At 74.3% G+C, this 15,249-nt stretch carries 15 protein-coding genes and 1 pseudogene; 12 read left to right on the top strand and 4 right to left on the bottom strand.

What is annotated here, in order from left to right:
- Both AB0K09_RS18650 and AB0K09_RS18645 read left to right on the top strand, forming a co-directional pair.
- Window positions 1–413, top strand: a pseudogene (locus AB0K09_RS18650) (hypothetical protein); the annotation flags it as partial.
- Between the two features lie 351 nt (window positions 414–764).
- A complete protein-coding gene (locus tag AB0K09_RS18645; RefSeq protein WP_366066459.1) occupies window positions 765–1,280 on the top strand; it encodes a helix-turn-helix transcriptional regulator in 516 nt (171 codons plus the stop codon).
- A gap of 276 nt (window positions 1,281–1,556) precedes the next feature.
- Here the strand turns inward: AB0K09_RS18645 and AB0K09_RS18640 are convergent, their stop codons facing one another.
- From AB0K09_RS18640 to AB0K09_RS18625, 4 genes are all read right to left on the bottom strand, one after another.
- A complete protein-coding gene (locus tag AB0K09_RS18640; RefSeq protein ID WP_366066458.1) occupies window positions 1,557–2,051 on the bottom strand; it encodes a methylated-DNA--[protein]-cysteine S-methyltransferase in 495 nt (164 codons plus the stop codon).
- Complete coding sequence (locus AB0K09_RS18635) at window positions 2,048–3,538, bottom strand: AlkA N-terminal domain-containing protein (protein WP_366066461.1); 1,491 nt, start codon at window positions 3,536–3,538, stop codon at window positions 2,048–2,050. Before AB0K09_RS18635 ends, AB0K09_RS18640 begins: the two co-directional genes overlap by 4 nt.
- Window positions 3,539–4,176: 638 nt before the next feature.
- Window positions 4,177–5,280, bottom strand: a complete 1,104-nt coding sequence (rsgA, locus tag AB0K09_RS18630; RefSeq protein ID WP_366066457.1) for a ribosome small subunit-dependent GTPase A — start codon at window positions 5,278–5,280, stop codon at window positions 4,177–4,179.
- 161 nt (window positions 5,281–5,441) lie between these two features.
- Window positions 5,442–6,623 (bottom strand): YihY/virulence factor BrkB family protein, encoded by a 1,182-nt coding sequence (locus tag AB0K09_RS18625; protein ID WP_366066456.1) that lies wholly within the window; start codon window positions 6,621–6,623, stop codon window positions 5,442–5,444.
- A gap of 263 nt (window positions 6,624–6,886) precedes the next feature.
- Here AB0K09_RS18625 and AB0K09_RS18620 point away from each other — a divergent pair, with 263 nt between their 5' ends.
- The 10 genes from AB0K09_RS18620 to AB0K09_RS18575 all read left to right on the top strand — a co-directional run.
- The gene (locus tag AB0K09_RS18620) at window positions 6,887–8,143 is read left to right on the top strand and encodes a GAF domain-containing protein (RefSeq protein WP_366066455.1); all 1,257 of its coding nucleotides are present in this window, start codon (window positions 6,887–6,889) and stop codon (window positions 8,141–8,143) included.
- A 19-nt stretch (window positions 8,144–8,162) separates the two neighbouring features.
- Window positions 8,163–8,708: a GNAT family N-acetyltransferase gene (locus AB0K09_RS18615; protein WP_366066454.1), complete on the top strand. Its 546-nt coding sequence runs from the start codon at window positions 8,163–8,165 to the stop codon at window positions 8,706–8,708.
- Window positions 8,709–8,856: 148 nt separating this feature from the next.
- Window positions 8,857–8,940, top strand: coding sequence for a putative leader peptide (locus AB0K09_RS18610; RefSeq protein ID WP_366066460.1), 84 nt, complete (start codon window positions 8,857–8,859; stop codon window positions 8,938–8,940).
- A 90-nt stretch (window positions 8,941–9,030) separates the two neighbouring features.
- Window positions 9,031–10,731: a nitrite/sulfite reductase gene (locus AB0K09_RS18605; RefSeq protein ID WP_366066453.1), complete on the top strand. Its 1,701-nt coding sequence runs from the start codon at window positions 9,031–9,033 to the stop codon at window positions 10,729–10,731.
- Entirely contained in the window at window positions 10,728–10,895 is a 168-nt protein-coding gene (locus AB0K09_RS18600; RefSeq protein ID WP_366066452.1) for a hypothetical protein, read from the top strand. The genes AB0K09_RS18605 and AB0K09_RS18600 overlap by 4 nt, the downstream gene beginning before the upstream one ends.
- Window positions 10,892–11,581, top strand: coding sequence for a phosphoadenylyl-sulfate reductase (locus tag AB0K09_RS18595; RefSeq protein WP_366066451.1), 690 nt, complete (start codon window positions 10,892–10,894; stop codon window positions 11,579–11,581). Before AB0K09_RS18600 ends, AB0K09_RS18595 begins: the two co-directional genes overlap by 4 nt.
- Window positions 11,578–12,159 carry an adenylyl-sulfate kinase gene (gene cysC, locus AB0K09_RS18590; protein ID WP_366066450.1) on the top strand — a complete coding sequence of 194 codons (582 nt, stop codon included), beginning with the start codon at window positions 11,578–11,580 and terminating at the stop codon, window positions 12,157–12,159. The genes AB0K09_RS18595 and cysC overlap by 4 nt, the downstream gene beginning before the upstream one ends.
- Window positions 12,156–13,088 carry a sulfate adenylyltransferase subunit CysD gene (cysD, locus tag AB0K09_RS18585; RefSeq protein ID WP_366066449.1) on the top strand — a complete coding sequence of 311 codons (933 nt, stop codon included), beginning with the start codon at window positions 12,156–12,158 and terminating at the stop codon, window positions 13,086–13,088. The genes cysC and cysD overlap by 4 nt, the downstream gene beginning before the upstream one ends.
- A gap of 2 nt (window positions 13,089–13,090) precedes the next feature.
- Window positions 13,091–14,416, top strand: coding sequence for a GTP-binding protein (locus tag AB0K09_RS18580; RefSeq protein WP_366066448.1), 1,326 nt, complete (start codon window positions 13,091–13,093; stop codon window positions 14,414–14,416).
- A 142-nt stretch (window positions 14,417–14,558) separates the two neighbouring features.
- Window positions 14,559–15,249 (top strand): ABC transporter substrate-binding protein (locus AB0K09_RS18575; RefSeq protein ID WP_366066447.1); only part of this gene is annotated, 691 nt, incomplete at its 3' end.

Here is a 15,249-nt window from a genome sequence, read left to right as displayed (position 1 = left end):
GCGGCGGGGGCGGTGGAGGCGGCGGGGCGATGGGGGCCCTGGGTTCGGGGCGCCTGGCGCCCTTGGGCCGCCGCGGCCCGGCCGTCGAGGACGCCGCCGGTGGTCCGGCCGGCGGGGACTCGGAGGACTCCGTCACGGAAGGGGCCACCGGCGGCGGGGGGTCGGGCGGCTCGGCTCGCACGGGCGGCGGCGGAGGCGGGGGCGGCGCGGGGACCGAAGGCGCGTCGTCGGCCGTCCTCCCGCGGGCCACACCCTGCCGCGGCACCCGCCGGGCGGACGACGGCGGGGGCGCGGACGGCGGGCCGGGCGGCTCGGCGGCTCTCGGCCGCGCCTTCTCCGCCCGCACCACCGCCGAGGCGGAGGTGAAGCGTTCGTCGAGGCTGTCGCCCCCGGAATGGCCGTTCTCGGAGTAGGCGGTGTCGGGTTCACTCCGGCCGTACAACTCACGCCACCAGGCGTCCTCTTGGGCGGAGTGCTGGTCCCCCTGCTGACTCATGCCCTTATTGTCCACACTGCTGGGCATACGGGAAGAGTGCTCGGCGAACACCACCCGGGGATGATGTCCCGGAGCACAACGCGGTGGTGGGGAGGTGTGTCGTGTGCCGGGTGCCATCGAGCTGCACGCCATTCGGGTGACGGCGTACGGAGGACCAGGGGCGGAGCGGCCCGACGGCCGTGGAGCGGTGGAGGTGGTGACGGGCACCGACGCGGTGGCGAGACGGCTCCGAAAGATTCGCGCGAGCGCGGCTGAAGAAGTGTGCGCGATGTTGACGTCGACGGCCGGACCGTGGTCCGGGGGCGACGTCCCGGCCGCCGTCGGGCACCGCACGATCGTCGAACGGGCCGTCCCGGGAACCGGCGGCGGCCGGCCGGGGGACGGACGGGGCCGGATCCGCCTCGTCGACCGGATACCGGCCGAACTGGTCATAGCCGACCGCCGCTCCGCCCTGCTCCCCCTGGCCTCCGGAGCGGACGGGTCGGCGGCCCTGGTCGTCCACCCGGGCGCGCTGCTGGACTCTCTGGTCGACCTCTTCGAGGACGTCTGGCACGAGGGCCGTCCGCTCCGGCCCGCCGTGCCGGCGTCGCAAGGTCCGGACGCCACGGACCTGGAGATCCTCTCCCTGCTGCTGGCGGGCCTGACCGACACGAGTGTGGCCAGACAGCTGGGCCTGGGCCTGCGGACGGTGCAGCGGAGGGTGCGGCGGATGATGGAACTGGCGGGGGTGACGACGCGTTTGCAGCTGGGCTGGCACGCGGCGGAACGGGGCTGGCGTGCGTAGCCCTTGCCGGGCGGGGCGGCCGGGCACCGCCGGACCGGCCTCGATCGGCTGAGCACCGCCGCGGCGGAACGATCCCGGGGGCAAGCCCCCGGGGCCCCGCGATCCGGGCCTCGGGCCGAGCCCCGGCAACCCCGGGGCTGATTCGGCGGCCGCCACGGCGAGATGCCACAGCGGCGAGGGTCCGGCGGGATACACGGCCACAGCAATCGGCGTGCTCCGCACCGCCGGGCCGGTCGCGGCCGGCCGAGCGGCCTCGCGGGGCAAGCCCCCGCGGGCCTACGCCTCCAGGGCGAGGAGCGTCCGCTTGCGGTCCAGGCCGCCCGCGTAGCCCGTGAGCGAGCCGTCCGCGCCGATCACCCGGTGGCAGGGGCGCAGCACCAGCAGCGGGTTCGCGCCGATCGCGCCGCCTACCGCCCGTACCGCGGCCCGTGGGGCGCCGATCCTCGCCGCGAGTTCGCCGTAGCTGGTGGTCGTCCCGTACGGCACGGTGTCCAGCGCGTCCCAGACGGCACGCCGGAATTCCGTGCCGGTCACGGCGTATTCGAGCCGGAACTCCTTCGCCCGTCCGGCGAAGTAGTCCGCGAGCTGCCGCTCGGCCTCGGCGAACGCGGCGGGCTCGCGCCGCCAGTCCGACCCGGGCACGGGCGCGTTGCGCTGGCCGGGCACGGTCAGCGAGGCGATCGCGGTTCCGCCCGGCGCGGTGGCGGAGGGCAGCCCGGTGAGGAGGAGCTGCCCGAGGGGGCTGTCGAGCTCGGTGTACAGCATGATCATGTGTCCTTCGGGGCCGGGTGGTTCCAGAGATGGTGGAGCGCGTACGAGCGCCAGGGGCGCCAGGACCGCTCGGCGGACGCGGACGCGCCGAGGGCGGTCAGCCCGTGGCGGACTCCCGCGTCGGTGGGGAGGAAGACGTCGGGGTCGCCGAGGGCGCGCATGCGGATGTATCCGGCGGTCCAGGGGCCGATGCCGGGCAGGGCGAGGAGGGCGCGTTCGGCGAAGTCGCGGTCGGCGCCCGGGTCGAGGCGTACCGTGCCGTCGGCGAGGGCGGTGGCGACCGTGCGGAGGGCGCGTTTGCGGGACTCCGGCATGCCGAGCTCGTCGAGCGCCGCGTCGGCCAGGGTGTCCGGTTCGGGGAAGACGTGGGTGAGGGCGCCGTCCGGGGCGGCCAGCGGCTTCCCGTAGGCGGCCACGAGCGTGGCGGCGAGCCGGACGGCGGCCGCGACGCTCACCTGCTGGCCGAGCACGGCGCGCACCGCGAGCTCCTCGGCGTCCGCCGCGCCGGGCGAGCGCAGTCCGGGGCGGGCGGCGACCAGCGGGGCGAGGAGGGGGTCGGCACCGAGCCGCTCGGCGACGGCGTGGGGGTCGGCGTCCAGGTCGAAGAGGCGGCGGACGCGCTGGACGGCCGTGGTCAGGTCGCGGGTGTCGGTGAGGTGGAGCCGGCAGTCGAGCCAGGTGCCGGTGCCGGCGGGGGCCGGTTCCCGGACCTCGGCGACGCCGGTGCCGTAGGGCAGGCGCAGGGTCCGGCGGTAGAGGCGGGCGCCCGCCTCGCCGCGGACCTCCTCGACACCGGCGACGGCCCGCCGCGCCAGGAAGCCGAAGAGCTCGCGCGCGGCGTACGGGCCCCGGTGGGCGAGCCGCAGCGGAATGCCGCCGGGCGCCTCGGCGCCCGCGCCCCGATGCGGGCCGCCGCGCAGGGCGCTGGGGGTCTGGGCGTAGACGGCGCGAATCGTGTCGTTGAACTGCCGTACGCTCGCGAAGCCCGCCGCGAAGGCGACCTCCGTGACGGGCATGCCGGTGGTCTGGAGCAGCACGCGGGCCGTGTGGGCGCGCTGGGCCCGGGCGAGGGCGACGGGGCCGGCGCCGAGTTCCTCGGTGAGCTGCCGGTGCACCTGGCGGGTGCTGTAGCCGAGCCGGGCGGCGAGCCCGGCGACGCCCTCGCGGTCGACGACGCCGTCGCCGATCAGCCGCACGGCCCGGCCGACGAGGTCGGCGCGGACGTTCCAGTCGGCGGAGCCGGGTGCCGCGTCGGGGCGGCAGCGGCGGCAGGCGCGGTAGCCGGCGCCCTGCGCGGCGGCGGCCGAGGGGTAGAAGAGGACGTTGACGCGCTTGGGCGTCACGGCCGGGCAGCTGGGCCGGCAGTAGATCCCGGTGGTGCGGACGGCGAAGAAGAACTCGCCGTCGAAGCGCGCGTCCCTGCTGCTCACCGCCTGGTAGCGGGAATCGTCGCCGAGCGGCGTCCGGGGGGCCGTCGCTTCCGTCATCTGCGTGGTCACGCACTCCAGTCTGCGGTAGCGGCTGCGCCGGCTCTGGCGGAAATCGGACATGGCCCCTGCCCTGCGCCTTGCCGGCGGCCTTCGCCGCAAGCGCTGCGACGCGGTCCGGCACCGCCGGGCCGGTCGCAGTGGGCTGCGCGCCGTCGCGGCGGAAAAGAGGACCCGGGGAGCAAGCCCCCCAAGGCCCCCCGGCCGAACTTCAGCCCCGTTCGGCACCGCCGGAACGGTCACAGCGGGCTGCGCACCGTCGTGGCGGAGGACACCGGGGGCCAAGCCCCGCGGCCCCCGGCCGAGCTGCGGCCGGGTCGGCACCGCCGGAACGGTCACAGTGGGCTGCGCGCCGTCGCGGCGGAGAAGAGGACCCGGGGGGCAAGCCCCCCAAGGCCCCCCGGCCGAACTGCGGCCGGGTCGGCACCGCCGGAACGGCCGCAGCGGGCTGAGCACCGTCGCGGCGGAGAAAAGGACCCGGGGAGCAAGCCCCCCAAGGCCCCCCGGCCGAACTTCAGCCCCGTTCGGCACCGCCGGAACGGCCGCAGTGGGCTGCGCACCGTCGTGGCGGAGGACACCGGGGGCCAAGCCCCGCGGCCCCCGGCCGAGCTGCGGCCGGGTCGGCACCGCAGGGCCGGTCAGCGGCGCGGGCCGCGTTTGATCTCCAGCATCCGGCGGCCTTCCGCCTGCTTGGACTTCCACTCGCGGCGCATCTCCGCGCGCAGCCGCGCGTCCGTGCGGGCCGCGATGTGCGCGTTCTCGCGGATGAGCTTGCGGTAGCTGTCCAGGCGCCGGGCGGGCAGCTCGCCCGTCTCGACCGCCGCGAGCACCGCGCAGCCGGGCTCCGCCGTGTGCGCGCAGTCGTGGAAGCGGCAGCGCGCGGCGAGCTCCTCGATCTCCGCGAAGGTCCGGCCGACGCCGTGCTCCGCGTCCCACAGGCCCACACCGCGCAGGCCCGGCGTGTCGATCAGGACGCCGCCGCCGGCCAGCGGCAGCAGGGTGCGGGCGGTGGTGGTGTGCCGCCCCTTGCCGTCGCGGTCGCGGATGTCATGGGTGTCCTGGACCCGCTCGCCGACGAGCGCGTTGGCGAGCGTCGACTTGCCGGCGCCGGAGCGGCCGAGGAGGACGGACGTGCCGTCGGTGAGGACGGCGGCGAGGACGTCGAGCCCCTCGCCGGTCTCCGCGCTGACGGCCAGCACCGTCGCGCCGGGCGCGGCCGCCTCCGCGTCGGCGACCAGGTACGCGAGCGCGGCCGGGTCGCCGACCAGGTCGGCCTTGGTGAGGACGACGAGCGGGGTCGCGCCGCTCTCCCAGGCCAAGGCCAGGAAGCGCTCGAGACGGCCGGGGTCGAACTCCTCGGCGAGCGAGACCGCGATGACGGCGAGGTCGACGTTCACGGCGAGGACCTGCCCCTCGGACCGCTTCGACGACGTGGACCGCACGAACGCGGTGCGGCGCGGCAGCAGCGCGCGGACGTATCCGGTGGCGAGGTCGACGGCGGCCCAGTCGCCGGTGCACATGATGTTCAGCGGGTCGCCGGTGGTGACGAGGGCGGAGTCGGCGAGGACGGTGCGCGTGGCCGCCTCCTCGCCGTCGGTGCCGGGGACGACGAGGTCGCAGCGGCCGCGGTCGACACGGACGATCCGGCCCGGGGTCAGGCCCTCGGCGGCGTAGGGGGCGAAGCTAGCGGCTCGCTCCTCATCCCAGCCGTAGCGGGCGAGGGGGTGTGCGGTGGTCGGCACGGTGGGGATCCTTCGGGAAGGGAGTGGTCTGGAGGAACTTCCGAGTGCGGGCGGTGCCCATGGCCGTGACAGTCATCGGTTCCGACCTCCCTTCCTGATTGGCGCGGATCTTGAGCGTAGGCCTGTGCGGTGGGTGGCTTCCAGTGGTTTTTCCCGACGCCTCAGTCGCGTCGTTTCGCGTGTTTCGGGCCCCCTTCCGGCTTGTGGAGGCGCGACCGGACGTCCTCCGGCGGGAGGAACTGGGCCCAGCGTTCGGGGAACTCCGAGGGCGGTTCCCGGTCCTGGCCGGCCGCGCCCTCCTCCTCGGCGAGGCCGTAGTCGTACAGGTCGTCGTCGAACTCCACGACCAGCGCCCGGGCCGCCCGTTCCGCCGCGGCCTGGGCCGCGGCGACCTCGCGCCGGCGGTCGACCTCCGCGCGGGCGGCGGCCGTGGCGACCGAGGGCCAGACGCGGTCCACGGCGGCGTTGACCGCCGCGCCCACGAGGACCGCGAAGGCGGAGACGCCGATCCACAGCAGCACGGCGACGGGCGCGGCGAGGGAGCCGTAGATCGTCGGTCCCTCGACGGTGTTCATCAGGTAGATGCGCAGCAGGAAGCTGCCCAGCACCCACATCGTCAGCGCCACGAAGGCGCCCGGGATGTCCTCCTGCCAGGGCGAGCGCACCGGCACGGACACGTGGTAGAGGGTGGTGAGGAAGGCGACGCACAGCAGGATGACGACGGGCCAGTACAGCACCCGCACGACGTCGGCGCTCCAGGGCACGATCTCCTCGACCGCCTCCGGTCCGGCCACCATCAGCGGCAGGGCGATCGCGCCGATGATCAGGGCGACGATGTAGAGGAGGAAGGCGAGCAGCCGGGTGCGGACGATGCCGCGTTTGCCCTCCAGCCCGTACATGATCGTGATGGTTTCGACGAAAACGTTGACGGCCCGGGAGCCGGACCACAGGGCGATGGCGAAGCCGACGGAGACGATCTCGGGGTGTCCGCGCGTGACGTCGCGCAGCAGGGGCCGCGCGATCTCGTTGACACCCTTGTCGGACAGGACCGTGGCCGAGGCCCGCAGGATGTTGTCCTGGATGCTGCCGATGGTGTTGGTGCCGGTCCAGGAGTCCAGGTAGCCGAGCAGGCCGACGAGGCCCAGCAGCAGGGGCGGCAGCGAGAGCAGGGTGAAGAAGGCCGCCTCGGCGGCCAGCCCGGTGACGCGGTACTCGATGCAGGAGTTGACCGTGTCCTTCAGCAGAAGCCAGGTCATCCTGCGTTTGGAGACGTTCCGGTAGAGGGCGCGGGCCCTCTTCAGACGCCCGGCCCGCCTCACCGGAGGTTCATTCGCTGCCTGCACGTCCTAACCGTATCCGCCGGAGGCGGATGCCCCGGCACGGCTGCCGCGCAGGTGATCAGGTGTGGGGGGATCGCGCGGAGCGGGGCGGTGAGGGGAGAGGGGGCGAGCGGCCCGGCGGGGGGTGATGCTGCGCCGACTCGGCACCACCCCCCGGCCGCTCACCGTCACTTTCCGCCCCTCGCCGGCCGATGGCAACGGTTGCAAGGCGTTGCAATCTTTCCGATGCCCCGGCGCGCGGCCGTTCCCGGCGGCACCATGGCAAGGTGGACCACGGACCCCTCACAGCGGAGCTGTTGCCCGCCATCCGGGATGCGGCCCTGACCGGCGGCCGGCCGCCGGCACCGCCGCGTCCGCTGATCGGCCAGTCGTGGCACCGTGCACGCCGCCGCGGCCTCGACCCGGACGTCGGCCGGCCGGCCGTGCCGCTGCCCGCCGACGAGGTCGAGCACCGCCGGCAGTCCTCGCCGCTCGGCGCCCTGATGCCGCAGCTGCGCGACGGGCTGGGCTCGGTGGCCGACGCGGTGCGGCATCTGATCGTCGTCGCCGATCCCGAGGGCCGGCTGCTGTGGCGGGAGGGCAGCCCCGCCCTGCTGCGCAGCGCGGACCGGCTGGGCTTCGAGGTCGGCGCGTGCTGGACGGAGGAGATGGTCGGCACCAATGGCATCGGCACGGCCCTCGTCGAGGACGGCCCGGTGCAGGTGCACTCCGCCGAGCACTTCGTCCGTACCCATCACGCCTGGACGTGCGCGGCTGCCCCGCTGCACGATCCGCGCGACGGGCGGCTCCTGGGCGTGCTCAACGTCAGCGGGCCGGCGGCCGCCCTGAATCCGGCCACGCTGGCCCTGGTGACGGCCGTCGGCAAGGTCGCGGAGGCGGAGCTGCGGGCCCGGCACTGGGAGTCGGTGGACCGGCTGCGCACGGTCGCCGCGCCGATGCTGGCCCGGGTCGGCGGGCGGGCGCTGGCCGTCGACCGCGACGGCTGGACGGCGGGCGTGACGGGTATGGCCCCGGTGGGCCGGGTGGTGCTGCCCAAGGCGGTGCGGCCGGGCCGGGTGTGGCTGCCGACGCTCGGGCCGTGCCTGCTCGAACCGCTGCCGGACGGCTGGCTGGTGCGGCTCGGGGAGGGAGCGGGGACGGCGCCGCCCAGCCGGGTGGTGCTGGATCTGCGCCGTGCGCGCGGCTGGACGGTCACCGTGAGCGGCGAGGCGGGCGACTGGTCGCACGAGCTGAGCCCGCGCCACGCGGAGCTGCTCTACGTGCTGGCCAGGTATCCGTCGGGGCGCACGGCGGCCGAGCTGGCGGCGGACCTCTTCGGCGACCCGACGCGCACGGTGACGGTGCGGGCGGAGCTGTCCCGGATGCGGCGCACGCTGGCGGGGGTGCTCAGCCACCGCCCGTACCGGTTCGCGGACGGCCTCGACGTGCGGGTGCTGACGCCGCCGCGCGCCGCGGACCTGCTGCCGGCCTCGACGGCGCCGGTCGTGCTGGCGGCCCGGGAGGCCTTACCGGCCGGCGGCTGAGACGTGATTGGCTTCCGCCATGAGCAACGACGTGCCGACCCTGACGACGTGGTCCCTGGAGCAGACCTCCCCGGACGATCTGAGACCCGCCCGCATCCCGGACGAGGCGTCCGGAATACGGATCGTCCGGGCCGAGGTGCCCTCGCCCGAGCTCAACCGTTTCTTCTACACGGGCGTCGGCGGCGACCTGCGGTGGACGGACCGCCTGCCGTGGTCCGAGGAGCGGTGGCTCGAGTTCCTGGACCGGCCGGGGATGGAGACCTGGGTCGCCTACGAGCGCGGCACGCCCGCGGGGTACATCGAGCTGGACCCGCAGCCGGAGGGTGCGGTCGAGATCTCCCTCTTCGGTCTGCTGGAGCGGTTCCGGGGCCGGCGGATCGGCGGTCATCTGCTGTCGTTCGGCACCGCGCGGGCCTGGGACCTGGCCGAGCGCTGGCCGGGGCGCGAGGCGACGCGCCGGGTGTGGGTGCACACATGCAGCTGGGACGGCCCGCACGCGCTGGGCAACTACGAGCGGCGTGGCTTCCGGGTCTTCGACGTCCGGACGGAACCGGCCGCGGCCTGAACACGCGCTGCCGGGGGCACCGGGGGGCCGGGCCGCCCCCGGCCCCGCGACCCCCGGAACACCTGCCGTATCTCATATCTCAAGACAGTCGATTCCATATTGCGGACAGTGGTGGACTGCCCGAATCCCGCCGTGCCACCCTTCCTCCATGTCACGCGCTGGAATCGCCTTGGTGAGTCGACGTCACGTCGATCTCGTCCGCGTGTCCAGCGCCATCTGTCCGGCCTGCTGACAGTCACAGCACTGCCGTTTCCTCTCTTTTTTCCTTTTCTCGCGCGACAGCGCGCTCCGGCGTATGCGGACTTCTAAGGACATTCCCGCCATGACTGCCACCACCCCGGAATCCCCCGCCGCCGCCCCGAACCGCCGCAGGACCGGCCGGCATCGGGGAGAAGGCCAGTGGGCCGTCGGGCACTTCACGCCGCTCAACGCCAATGAGCAGGTCAAGAAGGACGACGACGGTCTCAATGTGCGGACACGTATTGAGACGATCTACTCCAAGGCCGGCTTCCACTCCATCGACCCCGCCGATCTGCGCGGCCGGATGCGCTGGTGGGGCCTGTACACCCAGCGCAAGCCCGGGATCGACGGCGGCAAGACCGCGATCCTCGCGCCCGAGGAGCTGGACGACGAGTTCTTCATGCTGCGGGTGCGCGTCGACGGCGGCCGGCTGACCACACGTCAGCTCCGGGTGATCGGTGAGATATCGCAGGAGTTCGCGCGCGGCACGGCCGACATCACCGACCGGCAGAACATCCAGTTCCACTGGATCCGGATCGAGGACGTACCGGAGATCTGGCGCCGGCTGGAGGCCGTGGGGCTGTCCACGACCGAGGCGTGCGGAGACACCCCCCGGGTGATCCTCGGCTCGCCGGTCGCCGGGATCGCCGAGGACGAGATCATCGACGGCACGCCGGCGATCGAGGAGATCCACCGCCGGTTCATCGGCGACCCGGCCTTCTCCAACCTGCCCCGCAAGTTCAAGTCGGCCGTCTCCGGCTCCCCGCTGCTGGACGTGGCGCACGAGATCAACGACGTCGCCTTCGTCGGCGTGCGCCACCCCGAGCACGGCCCCGGCTTCGACCTGTGGGTGGGCGGCGGGCTCTCCACCAACCCGAAGATCGGCGTACGGCTGGGCGCGTGGGTGCCGCTGGAGGACGTGCCGGACGTGTTCGGCGGCGTCATCGGCATCTTCCGCGACTACGGCTACCGGCGGCTGCGCAACCGCGCCCGGCTGAAGTTCCTCGTCGCGGACTGGGGGCCCGAGGAGTTCCGGCGGGTGCTGGAGCAGGAGTACCTGGGACGCCGGCTGCTCGACGGCCCGGCCCCCGAGCAGCCCGTGGAGCGGTGGCGGGACCACGTGGGCGTGCACCGGCAGCGGGACGGCCGCTGCTACGTGGGCTTCGCCCCGCGCGTCGGCCGGGTCGACGGCGCCACGCTCACCAAGATCGCGGCGCTGGCCGAGGAGCACGGCTCGGGCCGGGTGCGGACCACGGCCGAGCAGAAGATGATCGTCCTGGACGTGCCGGAGGAGCAGGCCGGTCCGCTCGCCGCCGCGCTGGAGGCCCTGGACCTGCGCGTGACGCCCTCCGCCTTCCGGCGCGGCACGATGGCCTGCACGGGCATCGAGTTCTGCAAGCTGGCCATCGTCGAGACCAAGGCCCGGGGGTCCTCGCTCGTCGACGAACTCGAGCGCCGGCTCCCCGGGTTCGACGAGCCGCTCACCATCAACATCAACGGCTGTCCGAACGCCTGCGCCCGTATCCAGGTGGCGGACATCGGTCTCAAGGGCCAGCTGGTGCTGGACGAGCGGGGCCGGCAGGTCGAGGGGTTCCAGGTGCATCTGGGGGGCGCGCTCGGCCTGGAGGCCGGCTTCGGCCGCAAGGTGCGCGGCCTGAAGGTGACGTCGGATCAACTGCCGGACTACATCGAGCGCGTGCTGCGGCGCTACCTGGCCGGGCGCGCCGAGGGCGAGCGGTTCGCGCAGTGGGTCGCGCGGGCCGCGGAGGGGGACCTGTCATGAGCGAGCGTGCCGCCCCCTTCTACTGCCCGTACTGCGGCGACGAGGACCTGCGCCCCGGCCTGCAGGGTCCGGGGACCTGGGAGTGCGCCGCCTGCAACCGCGGCTTCCGGCTCGCCTTCCTCGGGCTGCTCGCCCGGGGCCTGACCGGAGGGGCGGACCGGTGACCGGACACGATCTGGAACGGCTGGCCGAGCGGGCCGGCCGGGAGCTGGAGGACGCGCCGGCGCTGGAGATCCTGCGCTGGGCCGCCGACACCTTCGGCGAGCGCTTCTGCGTCACCTCCTCGATGGAGGACGCCGTGGTCGCCCACCTCGCCTCCCGGGTGCGCCCCGGCGTCGACGTCGTCTTCCTCGACACCGGCTACCACTTCCCCGAGACCATCGGCACCCGGGACGCGGTCGCGGCCGTGATGGACGTCCGCGTCGTCACCCTCACCCCGCCCCGGACCGTCGCCGAGCAGGACGCCGAGCACGGGCCGCGGCTGCACGACCGCGACCCCGACCTGTGCTGCGCCCTGCGCAAGGTGCGGCCGCTCCAGGAGGGCCTGCGGGCGTACGACGCGTGGGCGACCGGGCTGCGCCGCGACGAGTCCCCGACCCGGGCCGGCACGCCGGTCGTCGGCTGGGACGCGCGGCGCGGCAAGGTCAAGGTCGCGCCGATCGCCCGCTGGACCCAGGACGACGTGGACGCCTACGTCGCCGAGCACGGAGTACTGACCAATCCGCTGCTGACGGACGGCTACGCCTCCATCGGCTGCGCCCCCTGCACCCGCCGGGTGCGGGAGGGAGAGGACGCGCGCGCCGGCCGGTGGGCCGGCCGGGCCAAGACCGAATGCGGACTGCACGGATGACGACGCACACCACCGCACAGCACACCGCCGCACGGCGCCCGGCCGCGCCGGGCGCCACGGTATGGCTGACCGGCCTGCCCAGCGCCGGCAAGACGACGATCGCCCGCGCCCTCGCCGCGCGGCTGCGCGACGAGGGCCACCGTACCGAGGTGCTCGACGGCGACGAGATCCGCGAGTTCCTCTCCGCCGGCCTGGGCTTCTCCCGCGCGGACCGGCACGTGAACGTGCGGCGCATCGGCTTCGTCGCCCGGTTGCTCGCCTCGCACGGCGTGACCGTGCTCGTCCCGGTCATCGCGCCGTACGCCGACTCCCGCGAGGCCGTCCGCGAGCACCACCGGGCGCACGGCACCGGCTATCTGGAGGTGCACGTGGCGACGCCCGTCGAGGTGTGCTCCGCACGCGACGTCAAGGGCCTGTACGCCCGGCAGGCGGCGGGCGAGCTCAAGGGACTGACGGGCGTGGACGACCCGTACGAGGCGCCGGCCGATCCGGACCTGCGGATCGCGGCGCACGAGCAGGGCGTGGACGAGTCGGTGGCGGCGCTGCGCGCGCTGCTGGTCGAACGGGGGCTGATATGAGCGCCACTGGTACCGCTGTCACCCAGGACAGCCCGTACGCGCTGTCGCACCTGGACGCGCTGGAGTCGGAGGCGGTGCACGTCTTCCGCGAGGTCGCGGGCGAGTTCGAACGGCCGGTGATCCTCTTCTCCGGCGGCAAGGACTCCATCGTCATGCTGCACCTGGCGCTGAAGGCGTTCGCCCCCGCGCCCGTCCCCTTCCCGCTGCTGCACGTGGACACCGGGCACAACTTCCCCGAGGTCCTGGCCTACCGCGACCGCGTGGCGGCCGCGCACGGGCTGCGGCTGCACATCGCGTCCGTGCAGGACTTCATCGACGACGGGCGGCTGCGCGAGCGCCCGGACGGCACCCGCAACCCGCTGCAGACCGTGCCGCTGCTGGACGCCATCGAGCGGCAGCGCTTCGACGCGGTCTTCGGCGGCGGGCGGCGGGACGAGGAGAAGGCCCGCGCCAAGGAGCGGGTGTTCAGCCTGCGCAACGAGTTCGGCGGCTGGGACCCGCGACGGCAGCGTCCCGAGCTGTGGCAGCTCTACAACGGCCGCCACTCCCCCGGTGAGCACGTGCGCGTCTTCCCGCTGTCCAACTGGACCGAGCTCGACGTGTGGCAGTACATCGCCCGCGAGCGCATCGAGCTGCCGTCCATCTACTACGCCCACGAGCGGGAGGTGTTCGCCCGCGACGGCATGTGGCTGGCGCCCGGCGGCTGGGGCGGGCCGAAGGACGGGGAGCGGGTCGAGAGACGACTCGTGCGCTACCGCACGGTCGGCGACATGTCCTGCACCGGCGCCGTGGAATCCGGCGCGGCGACCGTCGAGGCCGTCATCGCGGAGATCGCCGCCTCCCGGCTCACCGAGCGGGGCGCCACCCGGGCCGACGACAAGCTGTCGGAGGCCGCGATGGAGGACCGCAAGCGCGAGGGGTACTTCTAGCCATGACCACCACCATCGACGCCGTCGACGCGAGCGCCACGTCCCTGCTGCGGTTCGCCACCGCGGGCTCCGTCGACGACGGCAAGTCCACGCTCGTCGGGCGGCTGCTGCACGACTCTAAGTCCGTGCTGGCCGACCAGCTGGCCGCCGTCGAGCACGCCTCCCGGAGCCGGGGCGCGACCGCCCCGGACCTGGCGTTGCTCACCGACGGGCTGCGCGCCGAGCGCGAGCAGGGCATCACCATCGACGTCGCCTACCGCTACTTCGCGACCGGCCGGCGGCGGTTCATCCTCGCCGACACGCCCGGCCATGTGCAGTACACCCGCAACATGGTCACCGGCGCGTCCACCGCCGAGCTCGCCCTGGTCCTGGTCGACGCGCGCAACGGCGTGGTCGAGCAGACCCGCCGGCACGCCGCCGTCGCCGCGCTGCTGCGCGTGCCGCACGTGGTGCTGGCGGTGAACAAGATGGACCTCGTCGACTACGCGGAGCCCGTCTTCGCCGCGATCGCCGAGGAGTTCACGGCCTACGCGGCCTCGCTGGGCGTCCCGGACGTCACCGCCATCCCGGTCTCCGCGCTGGCCGGGGACAATGTGGTGACGCCGTCCGCGCGCATGGACTGGTACGGCGGCCCGACCGTCCTGGAGCACCTGGAGACCGTGCCGGTCGTCGCCGACCCCACGCTCGCCGCGGCCCGCTTCCCCGTCCAGTACGTCATCCGCCCGCAGAGCGCCGAACACCCCGACTACCGGGGCTACGCGGGGCAGATCGCCTCCGGCGTGCTGCGCGTCGGCGAACCGGTGACCGTGCTGCCGTCCGGGCGGACGAGCGTGATCGCGGGCATCGACGCGCTGGGCGCGCCCGTCGACGTGGCCTGGGCGCCGCAGTCGGTGACCCTGCGGCTCGCCGACGACCTCGACGTCTCGCGCGGCGACCTCATCGCCCCGGCCGCCGCCGCGCCTGCCACCACGCGGGACGTGGAGGCGACCGTCTGCCACCTGGCGGACCGGCCGCTGCGCGTCGGCGACCGGGTGCTGCTCAAGCACACCACGCGGACGGTGAAGGCGATCGTCAAGGACCTGCCGTCGCGGCTGGGCCTGGACGACCTGTCGCACACCGCCGCGCCCGGCGAGCTGGCCGCCAACGACATCGGCCGCGTCGTGCTGCGCACCTCGGAGCCGCTCGCGCTCGACGCGTACGCCGACTCGCGGCACACCGGTTCCTTCCTGCTGATCGACCCGGCGGACGGCACCACGCTGACGGCGGGCATGGCGGGTACGGCGTTCGGCGCGACCGCCGGGGACACCGGCGCCGAGTGGGACTTCTGATGGCGGGGGAGGCCTTCTCCACCTTCGCGAAGGAGGGCGGCCGCGTCGGCAGCGGCGCGCTGGGCAGCGGACAGGGCGGCGTCGGCCGATGTGCGCCCCTGCCCGCCGCCACCGCCCGCTTCCGCCGAGAGGAACCCCCCACGTGTCCACCGCCGCCCGCCGTGCCCTCACGGCACTCGCCGCCGTCCCGCTGCTGACCGCCGCCCTCGGCGCCTGCGGCTACGGCTCCCAGAAGGACGCCGCCGGCCCGGGCGCGAAGGCCGAGGCCGCCGCGCCGGGCGCCAAGCTGTCCGCCGACACCGTGCGCATCGGCTACTTCCCCAACATCACGCACGCCACGCCGCTGGTCGGCGAGCAGGAGGGACTGATCCAGAAGGAGCTGGGCGGCACGAAGCTCCGCTCGACGACCTTCAACGCCGGACCGTCCGAGATCGAGGCCATCAACGCCGGTTCCGTCGACATCGGCTGGATCGGCCCCTCCCCCGCCATCAACGGCTACACCAAGTCCGGCGGGAAGGCCCTGCGCATCGTCTCCGGCTCGGCCTCGGGCGGCGTCAGGCTCGTCGTCGACCCGAAGAAGATCACCTCGCCGGACGACGTCAGGGGCAAGCGGATCGCGACCCCGCAGAAGGGCAACACGCAGGACGTCGCGTTCCTGAACTGGATCGCGGACAAGGGCTGGAAGGTCGACCCGCAGAGCGGCAAGGGCGACGTCTCGGTGGTCCGTACGGACAACAAGGTGACCCCGGACGCGTTCAAGTCCGGCTCGATCGACGGCGCGTGGGTGCCCGAGCCGACGGCCTCCAAGCTGGTCTCCGAGGGCGGCAAGGTGC

This window comes from Streptomyces sp. NPDC049577, from assembly GCF_040675635.1.
Lineage (GTDB): Bacteria > Actinomycetota > Actinomycetes > Streptomycetales > Streptomycetaceae > Streptomyces.
The sequence above is the reverse complement of the archived record's forward strand: the minus strand, read 5'-3'. Positions and strand labels throughout refer to the sequence as shown.